The organism is Roseibium aggregatum IAM 12614 (genome assembly GCF_000168975.1).
Lineage (GTDB): Bacteria > Pseudomonadota > Alphaproteobacteria > Rhizobiales > Stappiaceae > Roseibium > Roseibium aggregatum.
Window position 1 is genome coordinate 254,327 of sequence record NZ_AAUW01000009.1, and the last position, 24,292, is coordinate 278,618.

Sequence of the window (24,292 nt, forward strand, 5' to 3'; positions counted from 1 at the left end):
ATTGACCGGACGCCCGTCTCGGGCGTCCGTCTTCTTCATGTTTGATGGCTAGCCATCAGAATTAGACTGACAAGGAAGACGCCAAATGGCTGAACTTTTCCAGTTTGAGTTGGTCTCGCCGGAGCGCCAGCTCCTCTCCGAACAGGTCGCCGAGGTTGTTGTACCGGGCGCCGAAGGCGAGTTTGGCGTTCTGAAGAACCATGCCCCGTTCATCTCCACCATTCTGCCGGGCATCCTGAAGGTGCGCGGTGAAGCTGGTGGCTGGGACGAATATTTCGTCCGCGGTGGTTTTGCTGACGTCGCTGCAGGCGGTCTCACCGTTCTGGCCGAACAGGCCGTACCGGTTGGCGAGATCAGCCGTGAGCAGCTTGATAAGGCAATCCAGGACGCGCAGGAAGATGTGGCTGACGCCAAGGACGACGCCTCGCGCCAGAAGGCCGAAATGACACTGGCTCAGCTTAAGGACGTTGTAGAGGCTCTCAAAAAGGCCTGAACCGACATCTCAAGCTCAAGTCAATTGCGCGGTCCGGAAACGGGCCGCGTTTTTGTTTTGGGCGAGGGTCAACCGCAGGTTTGAAACCGCTCAACTCCCGTCAGGCGGCCTGGTCTGCGGGTTGTTGGTGTTGCGGTAAAGGGGGAGAACGGCTCAGGCCCGGGCGAACCGGACCGTGTCTTCCTCTTCGTAGAACTTGAAGCCGTTCCGGCCATTTTTCTTGACCTCGTAAAGTGCAAGGTCCGCACGCTTTATCACTGGGCTGGGATCGAGTTCGCTGCCCGTAATCGGAGAAATGCCCACACTGATCCCGACAGAGATGATGTTGTCGAGAACGGTAAACGGCGTACCGATCTTCTTGACAATACGGTCGGCAATCTCTGCTGTTCCGGCATTGCCCGAGCCGGTTCCTGTCAGGATAATGCCGAATTCATCGCCGCCAAGCCGGGCGACGAGATCGGAAGCACGGACGCATTCGCGCAGCCGCTGAGCAACCGATTTCAGTAATTCATCGCCGACATCATGGCCAAAGCTGTCGTTCACCGGTTTGAATTTGTCCAGGTCAAGCAGCATCAGATCGCCGGCAATGCCGTTGTGTGCCGCCGCCGTCAGGGCTTCCTCCAGTTTGGCATTGAAAAGCGTGCGGTTGGCCAGTCCGGTCAGGGTGTCGTGGTGCGCCGCGAATTGAATCTTTTCCGCGGCCAGTTCGCGCGAGGTGATGTCTTCATGGGTGCCGATCCATCCACCGCCGGGCAGGGGGGCATGCACCGCGCTTATGATCCTGCCGCTGGGGTGACGGAATTTGGAGCGGACGACCTCACCTGCTGAAAGGCGGATCATCAGATCCATTACGTGTTCTTGAACGTCGCCCTCGAATTCTCCGCGCTCCTTTTCAGCCTGAATCAATTCGATCAGGCTGACACCTTCGCGCACATCTCCCTCAGGTTTCTTGAAGATTTCGATATACTGCCGGTTCCACAACGTCAGCCGGCCGCGCGCGTCAAAGACACTGACGCCCTGTCGCATGTTGGCCAGAATGCCTTCGAGTTCCTGGGTGCGGTGTCTGGCCAGGCGTTCGTTAGTGGCCAGTTGTTCTTCCAAGTTCTTGCGGTCGGTGATGTCATAAAAATTATGGATCACGCCACCGGACGGCAGGGGGGTACTGCGGGTTTCGATGTAGGTTCCGTTCGCGGCGCGCCGTTCGAAAACCTGCGGCTTTCGCAAGTCGTATTGACGGTACCGCTCCAGAGCAAGCGCCTCCGGATCGCCAGGGCCGTAATCCCCTCTCTCGGCGTTGTACTGGAAGAAGTCGAAGAGATTCGGCCTGCGCTCAATCAGGTCCTCGGGAAAATCCAGAAGGGCGCGGAACTGTTCGTTGCTCGACGCCAGCCGGAGCGATTCATCATAATGAACGATGCCTCCTGGAAAATTGTCGAAGATGCTTTGCAGCGTATCGGCCTGCTGCTTCGTCTCCGTGATGTCGGTCAGCGAGACCACCACACCGTCGAGATCGAAGTCCTGGTCCTCGTTGACGGGCCTTGCACTCAGGCGCAACCATCGCCGCGGTCGCCCGTTGGCTGATAGAAGATGGGCAATGACGTCGCGCACCGACCCGGGGTCGCTGGCAGCCAGTTCCAAAGGAGCGTTGCACTCCCGCCTGCCCTTCAGGCTGCACCGGAGACCGAAATCGATGTCGGCAACATTCAACCCAACCAGGTCCATGTCTTTAAAGCCAAGCAATTCGACAGCGGCAGGATTGGCCGACTGGATGTCGCCGGAATGGGTCAGCAAAAGAATGCCTTCGCTGAGCGTTTCAAGCGTTGTCCGGTGGACGGCCTCGGAATGACGGAGAATGTGTTCTGCCCGCTTGCGTTCCGAGATATCGAAGAAACTGCTGATAAGCCCGCCGCTTGGCAGCGGGATACCGCGCACCTCCAGATGAGTGCCGTCAGGGCTGATGTGTTCGTAGATATGCGGTTTGGGATTGTCGAAGTGCCTGAACCTTTCCTCGAGAAGTTTGCCGGGATCTCCCGGACCATAATCTCCCCGCTCGGCCAGATAGGTCGCCACCTCGACAAGGGACGCCTTGCGATCGATGAACGTTTGCGGCAGTTGCAGAAGCCGCTGAAAATCCTTGTTGCAAACCGCCAGCCGTCTTTCCGGGTCGTAGTAGACAAGGCCGCCAGGCAGATTGTCGAAGATGGCCTGAAGCGCGATTAGCTGCCGCTTGGCGGCGTTCACGTCGGTCAGGGACAGAACGACGCCATCAAGACCGTAGGCATTTCGGTCGCCGATTGACTTTGCATTCAGGCTCAGCCAGGTGGATTGGTCAGTGCCGCGCCGGGTCACATTGGCGACCACGTTGCACACCTTCTCCGGATCTTTGGCCGCAAGTTGCAAAAGACTGCCGCCTGAAACGTCTGCCTCTTCTTCGCAAAGAATATCCAGTTCGAGATCCTGCAGCTTCTTGTCTTTCATCTCCTCGCCGGAATAGCCGAGCAGCGCGGCGGCAGCAGGGTTGAACGACTGGATCTGGCCGTCCTTGTTGAGAAGAAGAATGCCCTCGCTCAAGGTTTCCAGAGTGGTTCGATGAACGGCCTCGGATTGCAAAATGGCCTGTTCGGACCGTTTACGTTCGGTAATGTCCTGAAACGCGCCAACCAGACGAGCTGTGCGGCCGTTTTCAATGACAGGCCTGCCAGCGGTCCGGACCCATATCTTGCGCCCTTTGGCGGTGATGAAGGGAAGTTCCAGGTCCCAGGCGACACCTTCCTTGATGCATTTGATGACGGCATCCGAGATCTGGCGGCGGCAATCCGGTGCATAGAAGGAGAGTGCCATGTCGACGGTTGGTACGAAGTCGCTGCCGACTTCATGAATTTCCCGCGTTTTGTCGGTCCAGGTAACCGTGTCTGTATCGACATCGAAATCCCAGCCTCCGACGCCGGAAACTGTCGTGATCTCCTCCAGTAGGGCCTTTTTCCGTATGGCCCGTCGTTGCTGTTCCCTGGCTTCTCCAAGGGCAGCCTGCGTCTCCCTTTGGGCGCTATGGGATTTCATCAGTCCGAGCACGATCGTGCCCATCCGCCGCAATTGACGGAGCTGCAGTTCGCTTGGCTGCCGGGGCTTGGTATCGACAACACACAGGGCACCGAGAATATGCGTGCCATCCAGTGACAGCGGATAGCCGGCGTAAAAGCGTATGTGAGGTGGACCGCAGACGAGACGGCTGTTGCGGAAGCGCGCGTCTTCATGGGCGTCCGGCACGACCATCACGTCACGCGAAAGGATTGCCTGGTCGCAAAAAGTCCCGCTTCTGGGCGTGTCTTCGAGAGCGATGCCGGTCCCGGCCTTGTACCAGAGGTCGTCCTTTCCAACGATGGAAATGAACGCGATCGGTGCCTCAAAGATCGCTGCAAGTGTATCGACGAGATCGTCGTATTCCTGCAGGCGGTCAGAATTGAGGATTGCGAGCGACGCGAGTGCGTCCAGACGATCCTGTTCGCTATGTCCCTGCACAGGGTTCATGATGCACTGTGCCTCTTTGCCGACCGCGTCATTATCCAGGTTTCAGTAAGTTACGCTACGATAAGGAGCCAAAACAAAGAATTAATTTTTCTAGATTGAATTAAATTGTCTATCAAGGTGGGGTTGTTTTATCTGCTCAAGGAGATTGTATTTATTGAGAATATAACAAAAGGTAATGTTTAGATGTTGCTTGGGTCGAAATAATTATTTCTTTCGCCTGATGGTTGCTTCCTACAATGGGGAAGCTTCGAAAGCGGATCTCTGAGGGGCTCCAGACAACAAAAAACCCGGCCTGACGACCGGGTTTCAAGGTGCGTGGTGGTTCCACGGAATGTCTGCTTTTCGGTGAAAGCAGCTTGAATGCGTTACGCCGCGCGGCGGAAAGACAGGCTCATGCCACCACCGGAACGGTTACGGCGGCGCTCTTCCGGCGGGATGTAGACGATGGCACTGTGTTCGGTGCAATAAGAAACACCTGCTTCAACGCGTGTGGTGCACGGGAAGATGTAGTTACCAGCATCGCCTTCTGCCCATTTGCAGCAGCCCGGGCGCGGGAGAGACAAGTCAGCCATGACGTTTTCCTTCGTTCTTCTTCTAACAAAGCGACAAAAGCGCTCGAGCATCCTCGGGAGGGAGGATCCGAACAGCTTTCGACAGAAATCGGATGTAAGCGGCGCCCGGGACGTCATCCGTTGTCCAACCCAATTGGGTGCCCTTCAGCAAGCGCAGGCATTACATAAGCGGCGTGTCACAAAATTGCAATAGAATAGCTGGCATTTCCGGCCTGCACTCAGTGCATACCGGGTTAATGTAATGTTATCGTTTGGCTTTACTGCTTGATCTTACTTCGCAAGGTCAAATGTTTAGCCTTTTGCCTGAGGCAACTTGCCTCCGGCCCGTTGCAGCGCGTCGGGCGTATCGAGATCCAGTCTTGCGGCAGCGCCAATTTCGACTTCGGCCACAAACCCCGAATTTTCGCCAATGATATGGCGCGCTCCAACGTCGCCGCGCAGCGATTTCAGCGCGTCGAAGAACCGCCGGTCCCACAGGACAGGATTGCCCCGCTTGCCGTCCGCCGTCGCCGTGACGATCAGACTGCTGTCGCTTTCGCGGTAGGCACCGATCAGCTTTTTCAGGACGTCGCTGCCGATGCGCGGCATGTCTCCCAAAAGGATGATCACCGCATCAGTGTCCGCAGCAAGAGCATTCATGCCAGCGCGAATGGACCCGGCCATGCCATCGGCAAAATCCGGATTATGCACCAGCGTAATGTCCAGATCCTCCACCTGGGCCCCGACCTCTTCGGCCAGATGGCCGGTGACCAGAACAGTCTGTGCCAGACCGGCACCTGTTGCAGCTTCTGCCGCATGCCGGATCAGCGTCTTTCCGTCCAGCGTCGCCAGCAGCTTGTTCGGACCACCCATGCGGGACGATTTGCCGGCTCCAAGGATCAGCGCGGCGATTTTGGCGGCCTTGCCCTTGCGCTTGCCCTCGCGGGGCTGTGGCCGAGTCCCGATCTCCATCAACAGGCCTCCAACGCCCATGGCGGTAATGTCGTCGGGGTGAACTTCCAGTCCGGCCAGCAGGCGGTCGAGAACCCAGTCGAAGCCGTTTTCCTTCGGACTGCGTGCACAGCCTGGCGCACCCAGCACGGGAAGGCCGCCGAGACTGCCGAGCATCAGCAGATTGCCCGGATCGACCGGCATGCCCAGGTGATGCACCGTCCCCCCGGCGAGATCCAGCCCCGCAGGTATCACGTCCTGGCGGTCAACGACGGCAGAAGCCCCGAACAGGATCAGAAGATCGGCGCCTTCGTCTTTCAACGCCAGCAAGGCCTCGGCGACGGCGTCCCTGGTATGGGCAATCCGGTACTCGCTCAGCACTGTTGACCCGCTCGGCAAAAGCCGCTCTTCCAGTACCCTGCGGGTCTTGTCCATGGTCGACGGCTTGAGATGCGGCAGTTGCGTCGCCACAAGGCCGACCTTGCGGGGACTGAAGGCTGCGACACGGACGGCGCCCTTGAGGGCGTTTTCGGCGGCACCCAGTTGCTCTTCGGGAACAGCAAAGGAAATGATCTTCGCCGTCGCGACCATGCGCCCGGCAAGAACCTTGGTGTAATTCGGCAGCGTCGCGAAGGTGATGGCCGGGTCGATCCGGTTGGCCGCGGTCACGGCATCCGCATCGACAACCAGAACGCCGTTGGTGGCAGCATAAAGGTTCATGCGCCCTGTGAAGGCGGTGTCGGTTTCAAGGCCCGTGCCTGCGGCAGCCGTGGCAAGCCGTTCGGCAGCCGCGTCCTCGCCGGTGTCACGGGGCTCTATCCGGGCAACCATCAGGCTGTCGATACCGGCGGCGGCTATATCGGCGCAGTCTTTTCCGGTCAGGCGGTGGCCTTTTTTCAGCACACGGTTCGGCAGGGCTGTCCGGTGCGCGAGAATACAGCCTTCGGCATCTTCCGGCGGACAGGGGCCGAATATCATGCGGCAACTCCCGGGGCCGTCCGCAACGCCTTGATAATGGCCCCGAGAACGGCAACCGCAATCTCCTCCGGCGACGCCGCGCCGATATCGAGACCGATGGGCGCGTCGATCCGATCAAAGAGCTCAGGCGCGAGACCTGCTTCGGTAAACCGTTCCAGCCGCTTGGCGTGGGTCTTGCGGCTGCCAAGCGCCCCGACATAGAAACAGCCGGTCTTCAGCGCTTCCATCAAGGGGAAATCGTCGATCTTCGGATCATGCGTGACGGCAGCCACGGCTGTGAAGGCGTCGAGCGGCGTATCCTTCAAGACCTCCTCCGGCCAGTCCGCCTTGAGCGTGCTGCCGGGAAACCGGTCCTCGGTGGCAAAGGCCGTGCGCGGATCGATGACGGTTACATCAAGCCCGGCAACCTCCGCCATCGGCACAAGGGCCTGACTGATATGAACGGCGCCGATGATGACCAGCCGCGGTGCCGGTAGCGACACGTTCAAGAAGACTTCGCCGCCTTCAGTGGTGATCATGCCTGATTTGCCGGAGCGAAACCGCTTTGCAAGTTCCTCCGCCAGGGGATCGGCGGAAAAATCATCGGATTTGCGAACAAGGCGTTGCCGCCCGTCCGTCATCTCCGTCACCAGGATTGCCGCGCGGCGGGCGGCGCGGTCCTTGTTGAGGTCGGTGAGCAGGGAAAAGTCCATGATCTATGCGCGGTCCGTTGCCAGTTTCAGTCCAAGTCCCACCAGAAGGGATCCGCCGAGCCAGCGTGTGAGGCTCTGGAATCTGGAAGCCCTGGTCAGGCGTTTCTTCACCTCGCTGGCAAACAGCACGGTGACGATATCCGCCGAGGTGAAGGCGCAGTTGACGATAGTGCCGAGGATCAGGAACTGCGCCCAGATCGGCAGTCCGGCGTCGGGGATGACGAACTGCGGCAGGAAGGCGATGAAGAAAACGGCGACCTTGGGATTGAGAATCTCCACCAGGATGCTGTCGGCAAAGGCCCGCTTTGCGGATTTTTGCGGCAGGATGGGCAACGGACCTGCGGCCACGCGGGTGCGGATCATCTGGATGCCGAGGAAGATCAGATAGACGCCGCCCACCAGCTTTAGCGCAAGATAGAGCGTCGGCACGGCATTGAAGACAGCCGACAAGCCGAAGGTGGCGGCAAAAACGTGGACATAACATCCAAGATGAATGCCGGCGGCTGCCATGAAGCCGGCCCGCTGTCCGCGGGCAATCGTCTGAGCGGCGGTATAGAGCAGCGCGGGGCCGGGCATATAGGCAAACAGTGCCGTTGCGGTAATGAAGGCGAGCAGGCTTTCCGTGGTCATTACTTCAGGTCCGGGCTCAACTGACAGGTTCGACGTAAACGCGAATGCGTCCGCCACAGGAAAGGCCGACGCGCCAGGCGGTTTCGTCGGCAACGCCAAACTCCAGCGTCGTCGGTTTGCCGGTCTCGATCACATCGATTGCCTCGGACACCACCGCGCCTTCGACACAGCCTCCGGAGACGGAGCCTTCGAAATTGCCTTCCGCATCGATGACCAGGTGGGAACCAACCGGGCGTGGTGCGGAGCCCCAGGTCTCAACCACTGTCGCCAGCGCAACGGAACGCCCGGCACCACGCCAGCTTTCAGCGGTTTTCAGAACGTCGGGAATGGAAGTCGTCTCTGTGGCCGTCATGACGTCGCCCCTTGAAGGTAGGACCTCCAATATAGATCTTTCTGAATTTGATGAAAGAGAGCAGTCAGGGGAAAGCAAAGGCCTCCGTTGCTTTTTGTGGCGGGCGGCGCGCATCAGGCGTGAACGGCATGCTGCCTGATGGCCAACCCTGTTGCCTTTCAGGGAGCCAGCGCCGGACAGCGAAGAAAAAACGGCCCCTCACAGGGAGGAGCCGTTCAGGTTGTGCGGGGTATTTTTTCGGGCTTATTCGGCTGCCAGGCGCGCGGCGGGAGCGGCATTGAGCACTGCACCGTCGACATGGTCTTCAAAGGTGGCGAAGTTGCTGACGAACATTTCCACCAGCTTGGCGGCCTGAACGTCATAGGCATCCTTGTCGGCCCAGGTTTCGCGCGGGGTCAGGATCGTATCGTCGACACCTTCAACGGAAACCGGAACCTGGAAGCCGAAATTCGCATCGGTACGGAACTCGACTTCCTTCAGGCTGCCGTTGAGAGCGGCGGTGAGAAGGGTTCGCGTGGCCTTGATCGGCATGCGGTGGCCGGTGCCGTGGGCGCCGCCGGTCCAGCCGGTGTTGACCAGCCAGCAATCGACGTTGTGCTTGGCGATGAGGTCCTTCAGGAGGTTGCCGTATTCGGACGGATGCCGCGGCAGGAACGGTGCACCGAAACAGGTCGAGAAGGTCGCCTGCGGCTCGGTCACGCCCTTTTCGGTGCCGGCCACCTTCGCGGTGTAGCCGGACAGGAAGTGATACATCGCCTGGGCCGGTGTCAGACGCGCAATCGGCGGCATGACGCCGAAGGCATCGGCCGTCAGCATGATGATCGTCTTCGGCATCGGTGCGCAGCCGGTGTCGCTGGCATTGGAAATGAAGTGGATCGGATAGGCGGCGCGGGTGTTTTCCGTCTTCGAACCGTCGTCGAAATCCGGCACCCGGTTGTCGTCCAGCACCACGTTTTCAAGAACGGTGCCGAAGCGCTGGGTCGTGGAATAGATTTCCGGTTCGGCTTCAGCAGAAAGCTTGATGGTCTTGGCATAGCAGCCGCCTTCGAAATTGAAGACGCCGCTTTCGCTCCAGCCGTGCTCGTCGTCGCCGATCAACGTGCGGGACGGGTCGGCGGAAAGTGTGGTCTTGCCCGTGCCGGACAGGCCGAAGAAAACGGCGGTATCGCCGTCGTCGCCGACGTTTGCCGAACAATGCATGGACATCACGCCCTTGGCCGGCAGCAGGTGGTTGAGCATGGTGAAGACGGACTTCTTCATCTCACCCGCGTAGGAGGTGCCACCGATCAGGACGATCTTGCGCGTCAGATCGCAGGCGATCACCGTTTCCGAGCGGCAGCCGTGCCGCGCCGGATCCGCCTTGAAGCTCGGCAGATCGATCATCGTCATGTCCGGAGCAAAGCCTTCCAGCTCGGCGGTTTCGGGCCGCAGCAGAAGGTTGCGGATGAAGAGGGAATGCCAGGCATATTCGGTAAAGACACGCACCGGCAGACGGTGGGTTGCGTCGGCGCCGCCGTAAAGATCCTGCGCAAACAGCTCCATGCCTTCCGCGTGGGCCAGGAAATCGGCCAGTAGCGCGTCGAAATTGGCTTGCGACATCTGCGCGTTGTTGTCCCACCAGACCGTGTCGCGGGTTTCCTCGTCCAGAACAACGAATTTGTCCTTCGGCGAGCGGCCCGTGTGGACACCGGTCTCGGCGACAATGGCGCCTCCGGCAGCCAGCCGCGTCTCACCGCGCGACAGGGAATGTTCATAAAGAGCAGGCTCGTTCTGGTTCCAATAGAGCGCTTTCAGGCCTTTGAAGCCGAAAGTTTCGCAACCAATTGAGGGATTCCTGACACCTACTTCTTGCATGTTCCCGCAGTCCTCGTGATGGGGGCTAGTTTTGTCACGGCCGGAGAAAGTTAAGAAAACCTAAATCTGGCTGTGAGGGCTGCGAACGTAGTGGAATGACCAAAGGGCAGCAAGACTACCAAAGGTGCTATGTAATTGTTTAATCGATTGAAAATCACCAATAAATTGCCGATGATTAATTTGGACACCGAACTAAAATTCGAAACTTTCGGAATGTTCGAATTGTTGATTGAACCGAAAGAAAGTGCGTTCATTTCGCACCTGGGACAGGGACTCGCCAGAACCACGCCGATGAGATCGGAGACTTGACGTCAAATCCGTCTCTTGAAATCTTCTGCACTGATCCCCACCAATGCAGCCGGCTGGGCGGTCTTTGTGTCTTGCAAGCTTATCTGCGGGCGGATTGCCTTAATTTATGCGCATTTAGCAGGCCAAAGGCTGTGTGTTACATTAATGCCGATGCGCGCCATCGGTGCGTTGCCGGAAATGGAAAAACAAAGCATGCCGACAATTGCCCTGGTCGATGACGACCGCAACATTTTGACTTCGGTCTCTATCGCATTGGAAGCGGAAGGTTATCGCGTTCAAACCTACACCGACGGAACATCGGCGCTCGACGGCCTGCAGAGCGACCCGCCGGAACTTGCGATTTTCGATATCAAGATGCCCCGCATGGACGGCATGGAACTGCTGCGCCGCCTGCGCCAGAACTCGGATCTGCCGGTGATCTTCCTGACATCAAAGGATGACGAGATCGACGAGCTGTTCGGCCTGAAGATGGGCGCCGACGATTTCATACGCAAACCCTTCTCTCAGCGGCTTCTGGTCGAGCGCGTGCGCGCGGTGCTTCGCCGGGCACAGCCGCGCGATGCTTCCACGCCGCGCGACGATGCCGACAAGCTCTTGGAACGCGGCCAGCTTGTAATGGACCAGGAGCGCCACACCTGCACCTGGAACGGCAAACCCGTCACGCTGACGGTGACCGAATTCCTGATCCTGTCCGCGCTCGCGCAGCGCCCGGGCGTCGTCAAGAGCCGCAACGCGCTCATGGATGCCGCCTATGACGATCAGGTCTATGTGGACGACCGCACCATCGACAGCCACATCAAACGGCTGCGCAAGAAGTTCAAGGTTGTGGACGACGACTTCGACATGATCGAAACCCTCTACGGCGTCGGCTACCGTTTCCGGGAAGTCTGAAACGGACCAGTCGAGCGGCAGTTCCGGTGAAACCTGGAAACGATCGGCTTTTGGCTGTTCAATCTGTTTGGATTGAACAGCCTTTGATCTAATGTGGGCCCGTATGGCGGTGGAAAGCGAGAGCGCGGAAGACATTGGTGCCTCTGAACCTCAGAACGGTTCGGATCGCTCCCGACTGCGCCGTCTCGGCAACAAGCGCATCCGCCGCCGCCTGCTCAACCAGTTGGGCCGTATCTTCGGCACCTATGTGCTGTCGTCGCTGACGCGGCGGATCATTGCGATCAACCTTGTGGGTCTGCTGGCGCTGGTGATCGGCATTCTCTATCTTAACCAGTTTCGCGCCGGTCTGATTGACGCGCGCGTGCAGAGCCTTCTGACCCAGGGCGAGATCATTGCCGGGGCCATTGCCGCGTCGGCCACCGTCGACACCGGCACGATCACCGTCGACCCGGAGCGGCTGTTGCAGTTGCAGGCGGGCGAAAGCATTACCCCGACCCAGGAAGACCTCGACAGTCTCGATTTTCCGATCAACCCGGAACGGGTCGGTCCCGTGCTGCGCCGTCTGATCTCACCGACCAAGACGCGGGCCCGGATCTATGATCCGGAAGGCATTCTCATCCTCGACAGCCGCCACCTTTATACCAGCGCCCAGATCCTGCGCTTCGATCTGCCGCCTCCCACGGCGGAGGAGGAAGGTTTCTGGGATTCGGCCTGGCAGTGGGTCAAGCGCTGGCTGCGCCAGGGTGACCTGCCGATCTATCAGGACGTCGGCGGCGGCGACGGCCGCGCCTATCCGGAAGTGGAGGCGGCGCTTGCCGGGTCACCGGCCAGCGTGACGCGGATCTCCCAGCGGGGCGAACTGATCGTCTCCGTTGCCGTGCCGATCCAGCGATTCCGGGCTGTGCTCGGGGCTCTGCTGTTGTCGACCCAGGGCGGCGACATCGACGCTATCGTGCGCGCCGAACGCATCGCCATCATCCGGGTGTTCCTGTTTGCCGCCACCGTGACCATTCTTCTGTCGATCCTTCTGGCCGGAACGATTGCCGGCCCGGTCAGGCGCCTTGCGGCCGCCGCGGACCGGGTGCGCCGGGGGTCGACGTCGCGTGAAGAGATACCGGACTTCTCGGACCGCCAGGACGAGATTGGCCACCTGGCCCGCTCGTTCAGGGAAATGACCCACGCGCTCTACAACAAGATCGACGCAATTGAGCAATTTGCCGCGGATGTCGCGCACGAATTGAAGAACCCGCTGACGTCGCTGCGCAGCGCGGTGGAAACCCTGCCGTTGGCCAAGTCGAAGAATTCGCAGGACCGGCTGATGGAGGTGATCCAGCACGACGTCCGCCGTCTCGACCGCCTGATCAGCGACATTTCGGATGCGTCCCGTCTCGACGCGGAACTGGCCCGCATCCAGGCCGAACCGATCGATCTTGCCGAACTGCTGCGCAATATGGCGGATGCGGCAAATCAGCGGTCCGGAGCGGAAGAAGCAAGCGTCAAGCTGGCCGTCGCCGACGCCCAGGGAACCAAGCCCTACCAGATGCAAGGCCACGATATTCGCCTCGGTCAGGTGGTCAGCAATCTTCTCGACAATGCCAGGTCTTTCTCTCCTGCCGGAGGCACGGTTCGAGTGGATCTCAGCCGGGATGGCCGGATGATCAAGATCATTGTCGATGATGACGGCCCTGGCATCCGCGCGGAAAACACCGAACGCATTTTCGAACGCTTCTATACCGACCGGCCTGACGGTGAGGGCTTCGGCAACAACTCCGGCCTTGGCCTGTCGATCTCACGGCAGATCATCGAGGCCCATGGAGGCACGATCGTTGCGACCAACAGGTTGGTGCCCGGCAAGGACGGCAAGCAGAAGATCGCTGGAGCACGCTTCACCATCTATCTGCCGGCAGGGCGGAGCAAGTGACTGCTCCGGCCGTTCACGCCAATTGCGTGATCGTTGGAACCGTGGGTCTTCTGATCCGGGGGGGAGCCGGAAGCGGCAAGACGTCCCTGGCGGATATTGTGATCGAAGCGGCGCGTGCCAAAGGCAATCTCGGACGACTGGTGGCCGACGACTACACGCATGTTGCTGCGGTTGACGGACGCCTTGAGGCGCAGGCCCCTCAGGCGATAGAAGGCCGCATGGAAGTGCGCGGGTTTGGCGTCATCGAAGCTCCCTTCGCGCGTTACGCGCAAATTCACCTCGTGATTGACCTGACCCCTGCCGAGACCATCGAACGGCTGCCGGAACAGCCTCTGACGCAGGCCTGCCTCGATGGCGTGCAGCTACCGGTGCTTGTCTGCCCGCAAAACGACCCGGCGCATTGTCTGCGGCTGATCCGCTGGGCATTGCGCACCCTTTTCCCCAAAGGACCGGATTATATTTGAGGCAGCCGTGGCGTTTTTTACTTGCAACTGACGAAGCGGTTGAAGAGAGTGCATCAGACTGATAAACGCCCGGCTCTTCCCGGATCTCTATTGGGATCCTGAGCTCAACGCACTCGATAATCAGGCTAACTGACGCATGATCGGACTTGTACTTGTTACGCACGGGCGCCTCGCTGAGGAATTCAAAGCGGCGCTGGAACATGTTGTCGGTCCACAGGAACAGGTTGAAACCATCTCCATTGGTCCGGATGACGACATGGAGCAGCGGCGTCAGGACATTCTGGCCGCTGTGGAGGCCGCCAATTCCGGTAAGGGTGTCGTGCTTCTGACGGATATGTTCGGTGGCACGCCTTCCAACCTCGCGATTTCCGTGATGGACGGCAAATCCGTTGAAGTGGTGGCCGGTGTCAATCTGCCCATGCTGATCAAGCTCGCCAGCGTGCGCGGCGATCGCGAATTGGCCGCCGCCGTCGACGAAGCCCGTCAGGCCGGCCAGAAATACATCTCGGTTGCCAGCCAGGTGTTGTCGGGGCAGAACTAAAAACAATAATGACAGCGCAAACCGTGTTGGAAAAAGAGCTGACGATCGTCAACCGGCGTGGCCTCCACGCCCGGGCCTCTGCCAAGCTTGTGAAACTGGTGGAAATGTTCGAGGCCGACGTCCAGGTTTCCAAGGATGGTCAGACCGTTGGCGGGACCTCCATCATGGGTCTGATGATGCTCGCCGCCAGTCCGGGATGCTACATTACGGTCAGTGTCACCGGCACTGATGCAGACGACGCCATGACGGCGATTGCCGAACTCGTCGAAAGCGGTTTTGGCGAAGAAGATTGAACTGACCTTTCGCGCCGTCATCATGCGGTGCATACATCCGCTGCGGCCGATCGAGTGAACTCCGGGCATCGGCCTTCCTCTTCCAAACAGAACCGGGGGCCGACATGGCGAGCCACACTCAGGACCGACTGATTTCCGCTGCGCGGACCGCACTTACCCATGTCCATGAAGCGCTGGAACTTCAATTCGCGTTCGAACTGTGGGACGGATCCCGGGTGCCTGCCGATGCGCCGGCGGACGGGCTGCGGCTTGCGCTGTCCGAAACGGCGCTGACGCGGCTGTTGCGCCGACCGGGCATCAAGACACTGATCGATCTTTATGCCAATGGCGACGTCGATCCGCGCGGTGGCAGCATTTTCGATTTTGCCGAAAGGCGGCCAGCCCTCAAGAGCCGGGAAATTCGCAAGCGGCTCAACAAGATGTTGCTGCTCAAAACGGGGTTTTCGCTCTGGCGCGGCTCGGGCCGCAAGGCGGCCGCCAATCCGGATGGGCTGGATGCCGGTCAGGCAGCGGACCGCAGCTCCGGCAGCCGCAAGGACGACATCGCGTTCCATTACGACGTGTCCAACGATTTCTACCGGCTCTTTCTCGATCCGGAGATGGTCTATACCTGCGCTTATTTTTCCGACTGGTCGAACGATCTGGCAACGGCGCAGAAAGACAAGCTCGACATGATCTGCCGCAAGCTGCGGCTGAAGCCGGGCGACCGCATGCTCGACATCGGTTGCGGTTGGGGCGCCCTGATCTGCCACGCCGCCGAGCATTATGGTGTCACCGCAGTTGGTGTCACCCTGGCCGAAGAGCAGTTGAAGCTTGCCGAGGAGCGGATCAGGACGCGGGGTCTTGAAGGCAAGGTCTCGGTCAAGCTGATCGACTATCGTGACCTGGATGGAAAGTTCGACAAGATCTCCTCCATCGGCATGTTCGAGGCGGTCGGGCTGGACAATTACGACAACTATTTCCAGAGCGTGCACCGCCTGCTGAAGCCGCGCGGTATCTATCTGCACCATGCGATCACCCGCCGGGGCAAGAAGGACCTGAAGGCCTTCCGTCGCAAGAAGCCGGAGTATCAGGCCCTTGTGCGTTACATCTTTCCGGGCGGGGAGGTCGATCACATCGGCTGGACGCTGACCAATCTGGAAGCCCACGGCTTTGAGGTTCATGACGTGGAAGCCTGGCGCGAGCATTATGCCCGCACGACGCGCCTCTGGGCGGAAAACCTGATGAAGGTAAAGGACGCGGCTGTCGCTGAAATAGGTGACCACAAGTATCGCCTGTGGGTGGCCTATCTCATTGGTGTGTCGCTTGGCTTCGAACGCGGCACCATCGGTATCTTCCAGACGGTTGCGACCCGCCGCACCAAGGGCCCCTCGGGCATGCCGCCGTCGCGCGCGGATCTCTACCGGCGTTGATCCGGATACGTGATATAAAGAATTCTTTATATCTTTATTGCGTGATGACCCTGCTGACGCTATAACCCCTTCCAACGATTTCCGGAGCTTCCGGATTTCGGTTGCTGCCCGCCCCTGGTGCCGTTTTCGGCACCGGTTCACGAGAAGGCGGCGGCACTCAAGGGGCCTTGCGCCTGAAGCTGGCTCAAAACAGCAGGACATATTCATGACCGACTACATCGTTAAAGACATCGGGCTCGCAGACTGGGGCCGCACCGAAATCGAGATTGCCGAACACGAAATGCCGGGCCTGATGGCCTGCCGCGCCGAATTCGGTGACTCCAAGCCGCTCAAGGGGGCCCGCATTGCCGGTTCCCTGCACATGACCATTCAGACCGCCGTTCTGATCGAAACGCTGGTTGCGCTGGGTGCGGAAGTCCGCTGGGCTTCCTGCAACATCTATTCCACGCAGGACCAGGCTGCCGCTGCCATCGCAGCCGCCGGTATTCCGGTTTTCGCCACCAAGGGCGAGACCCTGGAAGAATACTGGGATTATGCCGACAAGATCTTCGATTTCCCCGAAGGCGCGAACATGATCCTCGACGATGGCGGCGACGCCACGCTCTACATCCTGCTCGGCGCACGGGTCGAGGCCGGCGAAACCGGCCTGATCGAGAACCCGAAGTCGGATGAGGAAGTGTGCCTGTTCGCGCAGATCAAGAAGCGCATGGCCGCCAACCCGGGCTGGTTCACCAAGCAGAAAGAGCTGATCCAGGGCGTTTCGGAAGAAACCACCACCGGCGTGCTGCGTCTTTATGAAATGCAGAAGAAGGGCGAGCTGCCGTTCCCGGCGATCAACGTCAACGACAGCGTCACCAAGTCCAAGTTCGACAACCGGTATGGCTGCCGTGAGTCCCTGGTGGACGGTATCCGCCGCGGTACCGACGTGATGATGTCGGGCAAGGTTGCCGTTGTCTGCGGTTACGGCGACGTCGGCAAAGGCTCCGCTCAGTCCCTGGCTGGCGCAGGCGCCCGCGTGATCGTCACCGAAATCGACCCGATCTGTGCGCTGCAGGCGTCCATGGACGGCTTCGAGGTCAAGACCATCGAACAGGCTCTTCCGGAAGGCGATATCTACGTCACCGCGACCGGCAACAAGGACATCATCACCTTCGACCACATGCGTGGCATGAAGGACATGGCGATCGTCTGTAACATCGGCCACTTCGACAACGAGATCCAGGTTGCTGCCCTGAAGAACACCAAGTGCCGCCCGGTCAAGGACCAGGTCGACATGTATGTGTTCCCGGATGGAAAGCGCATGATCCTGCTCTCGCAGGGCCGCCTTGTGAACCTCGGCAATGCCACCGGCCACCCGAGCTTCGTCATGTCCGCCAGCTTCACCAACCAGGTTCTGGCGCAGATCGAACTCTTCACCAAGGGCGATCAGTACAAGAACGAAGTTTACGTGCTGCCGAAGCATCTGGACGAGAAGGTTGCCCGCCTGCACCTGGAAAAGCTGGGTGTCACGTTAACCGAATTGTCCGACGAGCAATCTCAATATCTGGGGATTAATAAGGCTGGTCCGTTCAAGTCGGAACACTACAAATACTGATTCCTGCGAGGCGGCCCACTAGATGTGGTAATCGCCGCGATTCGGATCTGTGAACAAAAAAATGCAGGACCCTTTAATTTTAAGGGTCCTGTTAACTTTTCAATAACGGACTCTTCTGCGTGATTCTCAAAAAGGTTATGGTTTAGGCGAATCAAAGGCCACGAGGCGGATGTCTTTGATTTGCTCCCAGAAACCGGGAGCTGCGGCCCGCAAGAACAGGGCAAGGCGGCACAAGGGGATCACAATATGCCGATAAGCGGCAGGGACGGCGCGCGGCAACGCGCGGCGTGGCGAGATTGGAGTCTGAAATCGGTGAAGCTCGGCGGAACGGCGCTGGCAGGCTGGGGCCTGTCTTGCGGTTCGGCGGCAGCCGACATGCTCGCCGACACGACTGCTGCTATTTCCCCCGATAACATGATTCTTTTCGGTGCGTTAGGCGGAATGTGTGCCTTTGCGGTCACCGCATCCGTTGCTCTTGTGCGTCATCGCAAACAATCCGGATTGCTGACTGACGCGCTGGAAAAGGAAAAGAGCGATCTGAAATTCCGGGTCGACCGCCTGGAGGCGATGCTCAATACCGATGAGCAGCGCGTGATCGTCTGGACTGGCAACGGCGCCATGCCACAGATCTGGGGCATTCTTCCCGAAAAATCGGGCGTGCCGCGTCCACCAGCACAATTGCTGGCCTTCGGCAGTTGGCTGACGGCCAAATGCGCCGGTGATCTGGAACGTCATCTGGACATGCTGTTCCGCACCGGCGAAGCGTTCACCACCACCTTGAAGACCCGCACAGGCACCTATGTGGAAGCGCTCGGCCGCACCACAGGTGGCGCTGTCGTCCTGCGTCTGCGCGATCTGACCGGTGAGCGGCAGATGCAGGCGGAACTTGCTGCGCGCAATGCCAAGATCTCGGGCGAACTGCATATGCTGCATGCGCTTCTGGATGCCATGCCGGCACCCGCGTGGCAGCGGGATGCGGAAGGAAATCTGATCTGGGCCAACCAGGCCTATGCGGAAGCGGTCGACATGACCGACGCGGATCTTGCGGTCAAGGAAGGCGCGTCTTTCCTCGATGCCGCCGCACGCACCGCAATGGCCGTGCAGCGCACCGAGGATGGCTGCTTCAACGCGCGCATTCCGATTGTCGCCTCCGGCGAGCGCCGGGTGTTCGAGGTGACCGATGTCAACGCGAATGTCGGCGGAGCCGGCATTGCCGTGGATATCAGCGAGCTGGAACAGGCGCAGAAGGAACTCGGCCGGGCCGAGGAATTCCACGGCCGTACGCTCGACCAGCTGGCCGCGGCCGTTGCCATCTACAGTGCCGACCGCAAGCTGCAGTTCTACAACGCCGCCTTCCGTCAGCTCTGGGATCTCGATCCCGCCTTCCTGGAAAGCCGGCCGGAAGACAGCGCTGTTCTGGATGCCCTGCGCGCGGCGCGCAAGATCCCGGAACAGGCTGACTATCGCGTCTGGCGCAACAAGATGATGGAGAGCTACCAGTCGCTGGAAGCGCGCGAAAGCTGGTGGCATCTTCCCGATGGCCGCACCCTGCGCGTCATCGCCAACCCGCACCCGCAAGGCGGTGTCACCTATATTTATGAGAACGTCACCGAGCAGCTGGATCTGGAAAGCCGCTACAACGCGCTGACCCGTGTCCAGGGCGAAACCCTCGACAATCTGTCCGAAGCCGTTGCCGTGTTCGGGTCCGACGGTCGCCTGCGGCTTTGGAACCCCGCTTTCGGCCGTATCTGGGGCCTGGAAGAGGATCAGCTGACCGAACTGCCGCACGTCAAGGAAGTCGTCTCCGCCTGCACGCTCAGCGAAACCGAGCGCGATGCCTGGGAACAGCTTGCCGGCAACGTCACGGGTCTTCTCGACAACCGCACCCAGAAGGTCAGCCGTCTGGAACGCCACAACGGCGATGTCGTCGACTATGCCACCGTTCCGCTGCCTGATGGCGGTACGCTGGTGACCTTTGTCGACGTCACCGATAGCGTCAATGTCGAGCGGGCACTTCTGGAAAAGAACGAAGCGCTGGAACAGGCTGACCAGATCAAGAACGCCTTCATCCAGCATGTTTCCTACGAGCTGCGCTCGCCGCTGACCAACATCATCGGCTTTGCCCAGTTGCTGGCCGATCCGAAGTTCGGCGAACTCTCCGACAAGCAGAGCGAATATGCGGACTACATCCAGTCCTCCTCCTCGGCGCTGCTTGCCATCATCAACGACATCCTGGATCTGGCAACCTTGGATGCCGGCATCATGGAACTGGACCTCGGCGAGGTCGACGTCGCGCCAACCGTGGCAGCAGCCGTCGAAGGGCTGAAGGACCGGATCGCCGAAGCGCGCATCAACCTGCGCACCCATGTGCCGGGCGATATCGGCATGATGGTTGCCGACGAAAAGCGCCTGCGCCAGGTCCTGTTCAACCTCATCTCCAACGCCGTGCGCTACTCCGAGCCCGACGGCGTGGTCGACGTGTCCTGCAGCCGTGAAGACGACAAGGTGACCTTTGTCGTTCAGGATCACGGCTACGGCATTCCCGCTGAAATCCTCACCCAGGTCTTCAACCGCTTTGTCGGACATGACACCGGTTCGCGCCGTCAGGGTGCAGGTCTCGGCCTTGCCATCGTCAAGAGCTTCGTCGAACTGCATGGCGGCACGGTCGACATTCAGTCCGCCGAAGGCAAGGGCACGACCGTGACCTGCGTTTTCCCCGCGCGGCCGGAACTGGCGGACCAGGCAGCCGCCGAGTAGGACGCCGAATGGCAGACCACCAGCTGCAGCCCCTGACGGGCGCCTTTCAGACAATCGACATCGCCGACGAACAGGGCACGCGGCGGCTTGCCAACGACATCGCGATGGTCCTGAAGCCCGGCGATGTCATTTGCCTGTCGGGCGATCTGGGCGCCGGGAAATCCACTTTCACCCGGGCCCTGATCCGCGCCTTCGCCGGTGACCCCGATCTGGAGGTGCCGAGCCCGACCTTCACGCTTGTGCAGACCTATGAATTTGACCGTTTCGATCTCTCCCATTTCGATCTCTACCGGCTTGAAGAGCCGGAAGAGCTGGAAGAACTCGGGCTGGACGATCTTCTGGAAACGGGAGCCGCGCTGATCGAGTGGCCCGAGAAGGCGGACGGTCTGCTGCCCGGCAATGCCCTCTGGATCCAGATCACTCAGCCCACGGAAGACGAGAACCAGCGCCGGTTCAGCCTTTATTCGGACAATCCTGTCTGGCAGAACCGCATCGGACAATCGCTGGCAACGCGGTCCTTTCTGGGCTCGGCAGGCTTTCCGGATGCCGCACGTCGTTTTCTGGCTGGCGATGCATCCCTGCGCACGTTCGAGACAGTCACGTCAGGCGCTTCGACAGCCGTCCTGATGCGCTGGCCGTTCCAGGGGGATGCGGTGCCGGAAGCTGTGCGGGCCTACATGGCAAAGGTCCATCTGGCACAGGATTGCCGGGCGATTGTCGCGGTGGGAACGGAACTGCGGACCCATGGCCTTCGCGCACCGGACCTGCTGGCAAGCGATCTGGACAACGGGTTGATCCTGTCGTCCGATCTTGGCCGGGAAACCATCGTGGTTGGCGGTAAACCGGTTCGCGAAAGATACCTGGCCGCCGTCGATGTTCTGGCAAAGATGCATGGTGAGGCCTGGCCAAAAATGGTGACGCTCGCCGATGGTGGGCAGTATCAGGTGCCGGATTATTCATCTAACGCACTTGTTGCCGAAGCGGCGCTGTTTCTGGACTGGTATGTTCCGAAGGTGACCGATAGCCCCGCGGACGAGACCACGCGCGCGGAGTTTGAACGGCTTTGGCGCGACGCGCTGGAAGGCATCAGCGATGCCCAGACAGGTTGGGTGCTGCGCGATTTTCACTCGCCGAACCTGCTCTGGCAGGAAGGGGCTAAAGGAACCGACAGGATTGGCCTGATTGATTTCCAGGACACGGTCTATGGGCCGGTTGCCTATGATGTTGCCTCCCTGCTGCTGGACGCCCGCACGGACATCGACATCGCTCTGGAAACCGAGCTCTATGATGCCTATGTGTCGGCAAGAAAAATGCAGTCCGCAGAGTTCGACGAAGCCGGCTTTTCGAAGGCCTATGCGGTCATGGCGGCGCAGCGGATCTCCAAGATCCTCGGCATCTTCGTCCGCCTGGCCGAGCGCGATGGTAAGCCGGCTTACTTGAGCCATTTGCCGCGCATGCTAGGCTATCTCGACCGGGCGCTTGACAGGCCGTTCCTGTCGGATTTGAAAGACTGGTACGCAAGCTACCGGCACTGAACGCGCCGCGTTCAACCGGCCGCACATTTGAGATTGAAGATGACAGACAAGCGGTTTCGCCCTTCCAAAGCCATGATCCTGGCCGCAGGCCTCGGCAAGCGCATGCGCCCGCTGACGGCAACGACGCCAAAACCGCTGATCGAGGTCAACGGCCAGGCGCTGATCGACCACGGAATGGATCGGCTCGCCGCAGCGGGTGTGAAGTCCTGCGTGGTCAACGTGCATTACCTGGCCGATCTGGTGGAGGTTCACGTCCGCCGCCGCCCCGATATGGAAATCCTGATTTCCGACGAGCGCGAACAGCTTCTGGAAACCGGCGGCGGCATCCAGAAGGCCCTGCCGCTGCTGGGCGAAGAGCCGTTCTTCCAGCTTAATGCCGACACCTGCTACTGGATCGAAGGTGTCAAACCGAACCTGGAGCACATGATCGAAGCCTGGGACGAGAGCCGCATGGACGCGTTGCTTCTTGTCGCCGAAACCGTGAAAGCGGTCGGCTACTCCGGGCGCGGCGATTTCGACATGGCCAAGGACGGCGCCCTGACGCGGCGGCTGGAAAAGGGTGTCACGCCCTTTGCCTATGCTGGTGCCACCATCCTGCATCCGCGCCTCTTTGAAGGGGCCCCGGACGGGCCGTTCTCCATGAACAGTCTTTTTGACAAGGCCATTGAAGCCGGGCGTCTCTACGGCGTTCAGATGGAAGGCCTTTGGCTGCATATCGGGACGCCGGACGCGATCCGCGACGCCGAATATGCCGTTCGTGAGAGTGCCGCCTGAGGATGGCCCGCAGCGCGCGCCTCTGGTCTGTCCCGCCGTCCGTTCCTTTTCTGAAAACGCTGGTCGACACGCTGGTCGACGGCACCTTGATCCCTGGTTTTCGTCCGCTGGACGATCCGTTGCTTCTGCCGTCGGTCACTCTGTATCTGCCGACACGCCGTGCGGCGCGCCTGCTGCCGGAGCTGTTCCAGCAGCGGTTCGGCGGCCGGCCGGTTCTCCTGCCTGCCATCCGTCCGGTGGGCGATGCCGACGAGGATGCCCAGAGCCTGACCGCCAGTGCGGATCTGGAACCTTTGCCGCCGGCGATGCCACTTCTGGAACGCCATCTGGCAATGACGCGGCTGGTGAAGGCCTGGAAGGGCATGCTACGCCGGGAAGCGCTCAGTCTCAGGTCCGACGAACCGCTCGGCCTACCGGCTTCGACGGCCGATGCCGCCTGGCTGGCGGCGGACCTGCTGACGCTGATGGATGAGGTCGAGACGGAAGAAGCCGACTGGTCGGAACTGTCCGGTCTGGTGCCGGAAGACCATGCCCGGTACTGGCAGATCACGCTCGACTTCCTGCAGATCGTGCGCGAGGCCTGGCCGGCGCATCTTGCCGAACTGAAGATGATGGACCCGAAGGCCCGGCGCTCCGCTCTGATCCGGCGCGAGGCCGAGCGTCTGGAAAGAACGCCGCCGCGCGGGCCGGTCATTGTCGCGGGTGTCACTGGCTCCGTTCCGGCCACTGCGGAACTGCTGAAGGTCGTTTCCCGGCTGGAAGCCGGCGTCGTCGTGCTTCCGGGGCTGGACCGGCATCTGGACAACCGCTCCTGGGCGGTGCTGGGACAGAGGACCGGCAAGGCCTCCATGCGCAAGGGAGTGGCGCCGAAGGACGCGGCAACTCTGCCGTCCCATCCGCAATACTCGCTGAAGCAGTTGCTTGACCGGTTGGGAGCTGCGCGGGAAGAGGTCGCAACGCTCGGGCCGGAACCCGACCAGGGTCTCCTGTTGCGCGAGGAGCTTGTCTCCGAAGCGCTTCGCCCGGCCGATACCTCTGATGGCTGGACAGCCTATCTGGACACCCGTTCGGAAACCGACAGGGCGAGGGCTCTGGACGGTGTCTCGATCATGACCGCCCGCAACGAGGCCGATGAAGCCTTGAGCGTGGCGATTGCCTTGCGCGAAGCCATCGAACGGCAGGAAAGCGCGGCGCTCATTTCGCCGGACCGCATGCTGACGCGCCGGGTCGCGGCCGAACTTGCCCGCTGGAATATTCAGGTGGACGACAGTGCTGGCCGCCCGCTCGATCAGACCGCACCGGCCATTCTGGCGATCCTGGCAGCGAAACTCGCGCTCGGTGGCTGCGATCCCATTGATCTTCTGGCACTTTTGAAACATCCGCTGACACGGCTCGGCCTACCGGTGAAGGACATCCGGTCCGCCGCCCGTGCGCTGGAGCGCGGTGTCGTGCGCGGGCCGCGTGCCCGGCCGGGAACCGCAGGCTTGCGGTTGGCCGTCGATGCAAGCCGGGAAGAGGTGAGCAAGGCCCACACGCCGCGCTGGAAAAAGATCCACGACGAAGATTGGGACGTGATCGCGAATCTGGTCGACCGTCTGGCAAATGCGCTGAAGCCGCTGGAGGAACTCGCCGGAGACGGCGGAACGATCCTTCTGACCGACCTCGCACGGCGCCATGTCGAGGTGATCGAGGCAATCTCGATCGATCACGAAGGCTCGGTGGCAGAACTTTACGCCGGTGAGGCGGGCGAGGCCCTGGCCCAGTTCCTGACA

Annotated in this window: 19 protein-coding genes; 12 read left to right on the top strand and 7 right to left on the bottom strand. The window is 60.4% G+C overall.

Translation table 11 applies throughout. From position 1 onward, the window contains the following. The first annotated feature begins 85 nt into the window (after positions 1–85). A complete protein-coding gene (locus tag SIAM614_RS14335; protein ID WP_006935522.1) occupies positions 86–493 on the top strand; it encodes a F0F1 ATP synthase subunit epsilon in 408 nt (135 codons plus the stop codon). 153 nt (positions 494–646) lie between these two features. Here SIAM614_RS14335 and SIAM614_RS14340 read toward each other — a convergent pair whose 3' ends face one another. From SIAM614_RS14340 to SIAM614_RS14370, 7 genes are all read right to left on the bottom strand, one after another. After that, positions 647–4,021 (bottom strand): PAS-domain containing protein, encoded by a 3,375-nt coding sequence (locus SIAM614_RS14340; RefSeq protein ID WP_006935523.1) that lies wholly within the window; start codon positions 4,019–4,021, stop codon positions 647–649. A 365-nt stretch (positions 4,022–4,386) separates the two neighbouring features. After that, positions 4,387–4,593, bottom strand: coding sequence for a hypothetical protein (locus SIAM614_RS14345; protein WP_006935524.1), 207 nt, complete (start codon positions 4,591–4,593; stop codon positions 4,387–4,389). Between the two features lie 291 nt (positions 4,594–4,884). Then, entirely contained in the window at positions 4,885–6,501 is a 1,617-nt protein-coding gene (locus tag SIAM614_RS14350) for an NTP transferase domain-containing protein (RefSeq protein ID WP_006935525.1), read from the bottom strand. Continuing rightward, on the bottom strand, positions 6,498–7,193 hold the full coding sequence (locus SIAM614_RS14355) for an XdhC family protein (protein ID WP_006935526.1): 696 nt from the start codon (positions 7,191–7,193) through the stop codon (positions 6,498–6,500). The genes SIAM614_RS14350 and SIAM614_RS14355 overlap by 4 nt, the downstream gene beginning before the upstream one ends. A 3-nt stretch (positions 7,194–7,196) precedes the next feature. Beyond that, positions 7,197–7,823: a LysE family translocator gene (locus SIAM614_RS14360; protein WP_006935527.1), complete on the bottom strand. Its 627-nt coding sequence runs from the start codon at positions 7,821–7,823 to the stop codon at positions 7,197–7,199. Positions 7,824–7,839: 16 nt separating this feature from the next. Next, entirely contained in the window at positions 7,840–8,175 is a 336-nt protein-coding gene (locus SIAM614_RS14365) for an XdhC family protein (RefSeq protein WP_006935528.1), read from the bottom strand. Between the two features lie 243 nt (positions 8,176–8,418). After that, entirely contained in the window at positions 8,419–10,029 is a 1,611-nt protein-coding gene (locus SIAM614_RS14370; protein ID WP_006935529.1) for a phosphoenolpyruvate carboxykinase, read from the bottom strand. Positions 10,030–10,530: 501 nt separating this feature from the next. Here SIAM614_RS14370 and SIAM614_RS14375 point away from each other — a divergent pair. From SIAM614_RS14375 to addB, 11 genes are all read left to right on the top strand, one after another. Then, positions 10,531–11,229, top strand: coding sequence for a response regulator transcription factor (locus SIAM614_RS14375; protein WP_031268674.1), 699 nt, complete (start codon positions 10,531–10,533; stop codon positions 11,227–11,229). 103 nt (positions 11,230–11,332) lie between these two features. Further along, entirely contained in the window at positions 11,333–13,150 is a 1,818-nt protein-coding gene (locus SIAM614_RS14380; RefSeq protein WP_006935532.1) for a sensor histidine kinase, read from the top strand. Next, complete coding sequence (locus SIAM614_RS14385) at positions 13,147–13,614, top strand: HPr kinase/phosphorylase (RefSeq protein ID WP_006935533.1); 468 nt, start codon at positions 13,147–13,149, stop codon at positions 13,612–13,614. Before SIAM614_RS14380 ends, SIAM614_RS14385 begins: the two co-directional genes overlap by 4 nt. A 136-nt stretch (positions 13,615–13,750) precedes the next feature. Continuing rightward, a complete protein-coding gene (locus SIAM614_RS14390; protein WP_006935534.1) occupies positions 13,751–14,155 on the top strand; it encodes a PTS sugar transporter subunit IIA in 405 nt (134 codons plus the stop codon). Positions 14,156–14,163: 8 nt separating this feature from the next. Further along, positions 14,164–14,448, top strand: coding sequence for an HPr family phosphocarrier protein (locus tag SIAM614_RS14395; protein ID WP_006935535.1), 285 nt, complete (start codon positions 14,164–14,166; stop codon positions 14,446–14,448). 104 nt (positions 14,449–14,552) lie between these two features. After that, positions 14,553–15,860: an SAM-dependent methyltransferase gene (locus SIAM614_RS14400; RefSeq protein WP_006935536.1), complete on the top strand. Its 1,308-nt coding sequence runs from the start codon at positions 14,553–14,555 to the stop codon at positions 15,858–15,860. A gap of 205 nt (positions 15,861–16,065) precedes the next feature. Beyond that, positions 16,066–17,454 (top strand): adenosylhomocysteinase, encoded by a 1,389-nt coding sequence (gene ahcY, locus SIAM614_RS14405; protein WP_006935537.1) that lies wholly within the window; start codon positions 16,066–16,068, stop codon positions 17,452–17,454. Positions 17,455–17,700: 246 nt separating this feature from the next. Beyond that, positions 17,701–20,211 carry a PAS domain-containing sensor histidine kinase gene (locus SIAM614_RS14410; protein ID WP_081455257.1) on the top strand — a complete coding sequence of 837 codons (2,511 nt, stop codon included), beginning with the start codon at positions 17,701–17,703 and terminating at the stop codon, positions 20,209–20,211. 8 nt (positions 20,212–20,219) lie between these two features. Continuing rightward, on the top strand, positions 20,220–21,746 hold the full coding sequence (locus SIAM614_RS14415) for a bifunctional tRNA (adenosine(37)-N6)-threonylcarbamoyltransferase complex ATPase subunit type 1 TsaE/phosphotransferase (protein WP_006935539.1): 1,527 nt from the start codon (positions 20,220–20,222) through the stop codon (positions 21,744–21,746). A gap of 39 nt (positions 21,747–21,785) precedes the next feature. After that, positions 21,786–22,520 carry a nucleotidyltransferase family protein gene (locus SIAM614_RS14420; protein ID WP_040440237.1) on the top strand — a complete coding sequence of 245 codons (735 nt, stop codon included), beginning with the start codon at positions 21,786–21,788 and terminating at the stop codon, positions 22,518–22,520. 2 nt (positions 22,521–22,522) lie between these two features. Next, on the top strand, positions 22,523–24,292 hold a 1,770-nt coding region (addB, locus tag SIAM614_RS14425), incomplete at its 3' end, for a double-strand break repair protein AddB (RefSeq protein ID WP_006935541.1).

Coding starts and splice junctions, on each gene's coding strand:
- SIAM614_RS14335 (WP_006935522.1), top strand. CDS start 86: ATGGCTGAACTTTTCCAGTTTGAGTTGGTCTCGCCGGAGCGCCAGCTC.
- SIAM614_RS14340 (WP_006935523.1), bottom strand. CDS start 4,021: ATGAACCCTGTGCAGGGACATAGCGAACAGGATCGTCTGGACGCACTC.
- SIAM614_RS14345 (WP_006935524.1), bottom strand. CDS start 4,593: ATGGCTGACTTGTCTCTCCCGCGCCCGGGCTGCTGCAAATGGGCAGAA.
- SIAM614_RS14350 (WP_006935525.1), bottom strand. CDS start 6,501: ATGATATTCGGCCCCTGTCCGCCGGAAGATGCCGAAGGCTGTATTCTC.
- SIAM614_RS14355 (WP_006935526.1), bottom strand. CDS start 7,193: ATGGACTTTTCCCTGCTCACCGACCTCAACAAGGACCGCGCCGCCCGC.
- SIAM614_RS14360 (WP_006935527.1), bottom strand. CDS start 7,823: ATGACCACGGAAAGCCTGCTCGCCTTCATTACCGCAACGGCACTGTTT.
- SIAM614_RS14365 (WP_006935528.1), bottom strand. CDS start 8,175: ATGACGGCCACAGAGACGACTTCCATTCCCGACGTTCTGAAAACCGCT.
- SIAM614_RS14370 (WP_006935529.1), bottom strand. CDS start 10,029: ATGCAAGAAGTAGGTGTCAGGAATCCCTCAATTGGTTGCGAAACTTTC.
- SIAM614_RS14375 (WP_031268674.1), top strand. CDS start 10,531: ATGCCGACAATTGCCCTGGTCGATGACGACCGCAACATTTTGACTTCG.
- SIAM614_RS14380 (WP_006935532.1), top strand. CDS start 11,333: ATGGCGGTGGAAAGCGAGAGCGCGGAAGACATTGGTGCCTCTGAACCT.
- SIAM614_RS14390 (WP_006935534.1), top strand. CDS start 13,751: ATGATCGGACTTGTACTTGTTACGCACGGGCGCCTCGCTGAGGAATTC.
- SIAM614_RS14395 (WP_006935535.1), top strand. CDS start 14,164: ATGACAGCGCAAACCGTGTTGGAAAAAGAGCTGACGATCGTCAACCGG.
- SIAM614_RS14400 (WP_006935536.1), top strand. CDS start 14,553: ATGGCGAGCCACACTCAGGACCGACTGATTTCCGCTGCGCGGACCGCA.
- ahcY (WP_006935537.1), top strand. CDS start 16,066: ATGACCGACTACATCGTTAAAGACATCGGGCTCGCAGACTGGGGCCGC.
- SIAM614_RS14410 (WP_081455257.1), top strand. CDS start 17,701: ATGCCGATAAGCGGCAGGGACGGCGCGCGGCAACGCGCGGCGTGGCGA.
- SIAM614_RS14415 (WP_006935539.1), top strand. CDS start 20,220: ATGGCAGACCACCAGCTGCAGCCCCTGACGGGCGCCTTTCAGACAATC.
- SIAM614_RS14420 (WP_040440237.1), top strand. CDS start 21,786: ATGACAGACAAGCGGTTTCGCCCTTCCAAAGCCATGATCCTGGCCGCA.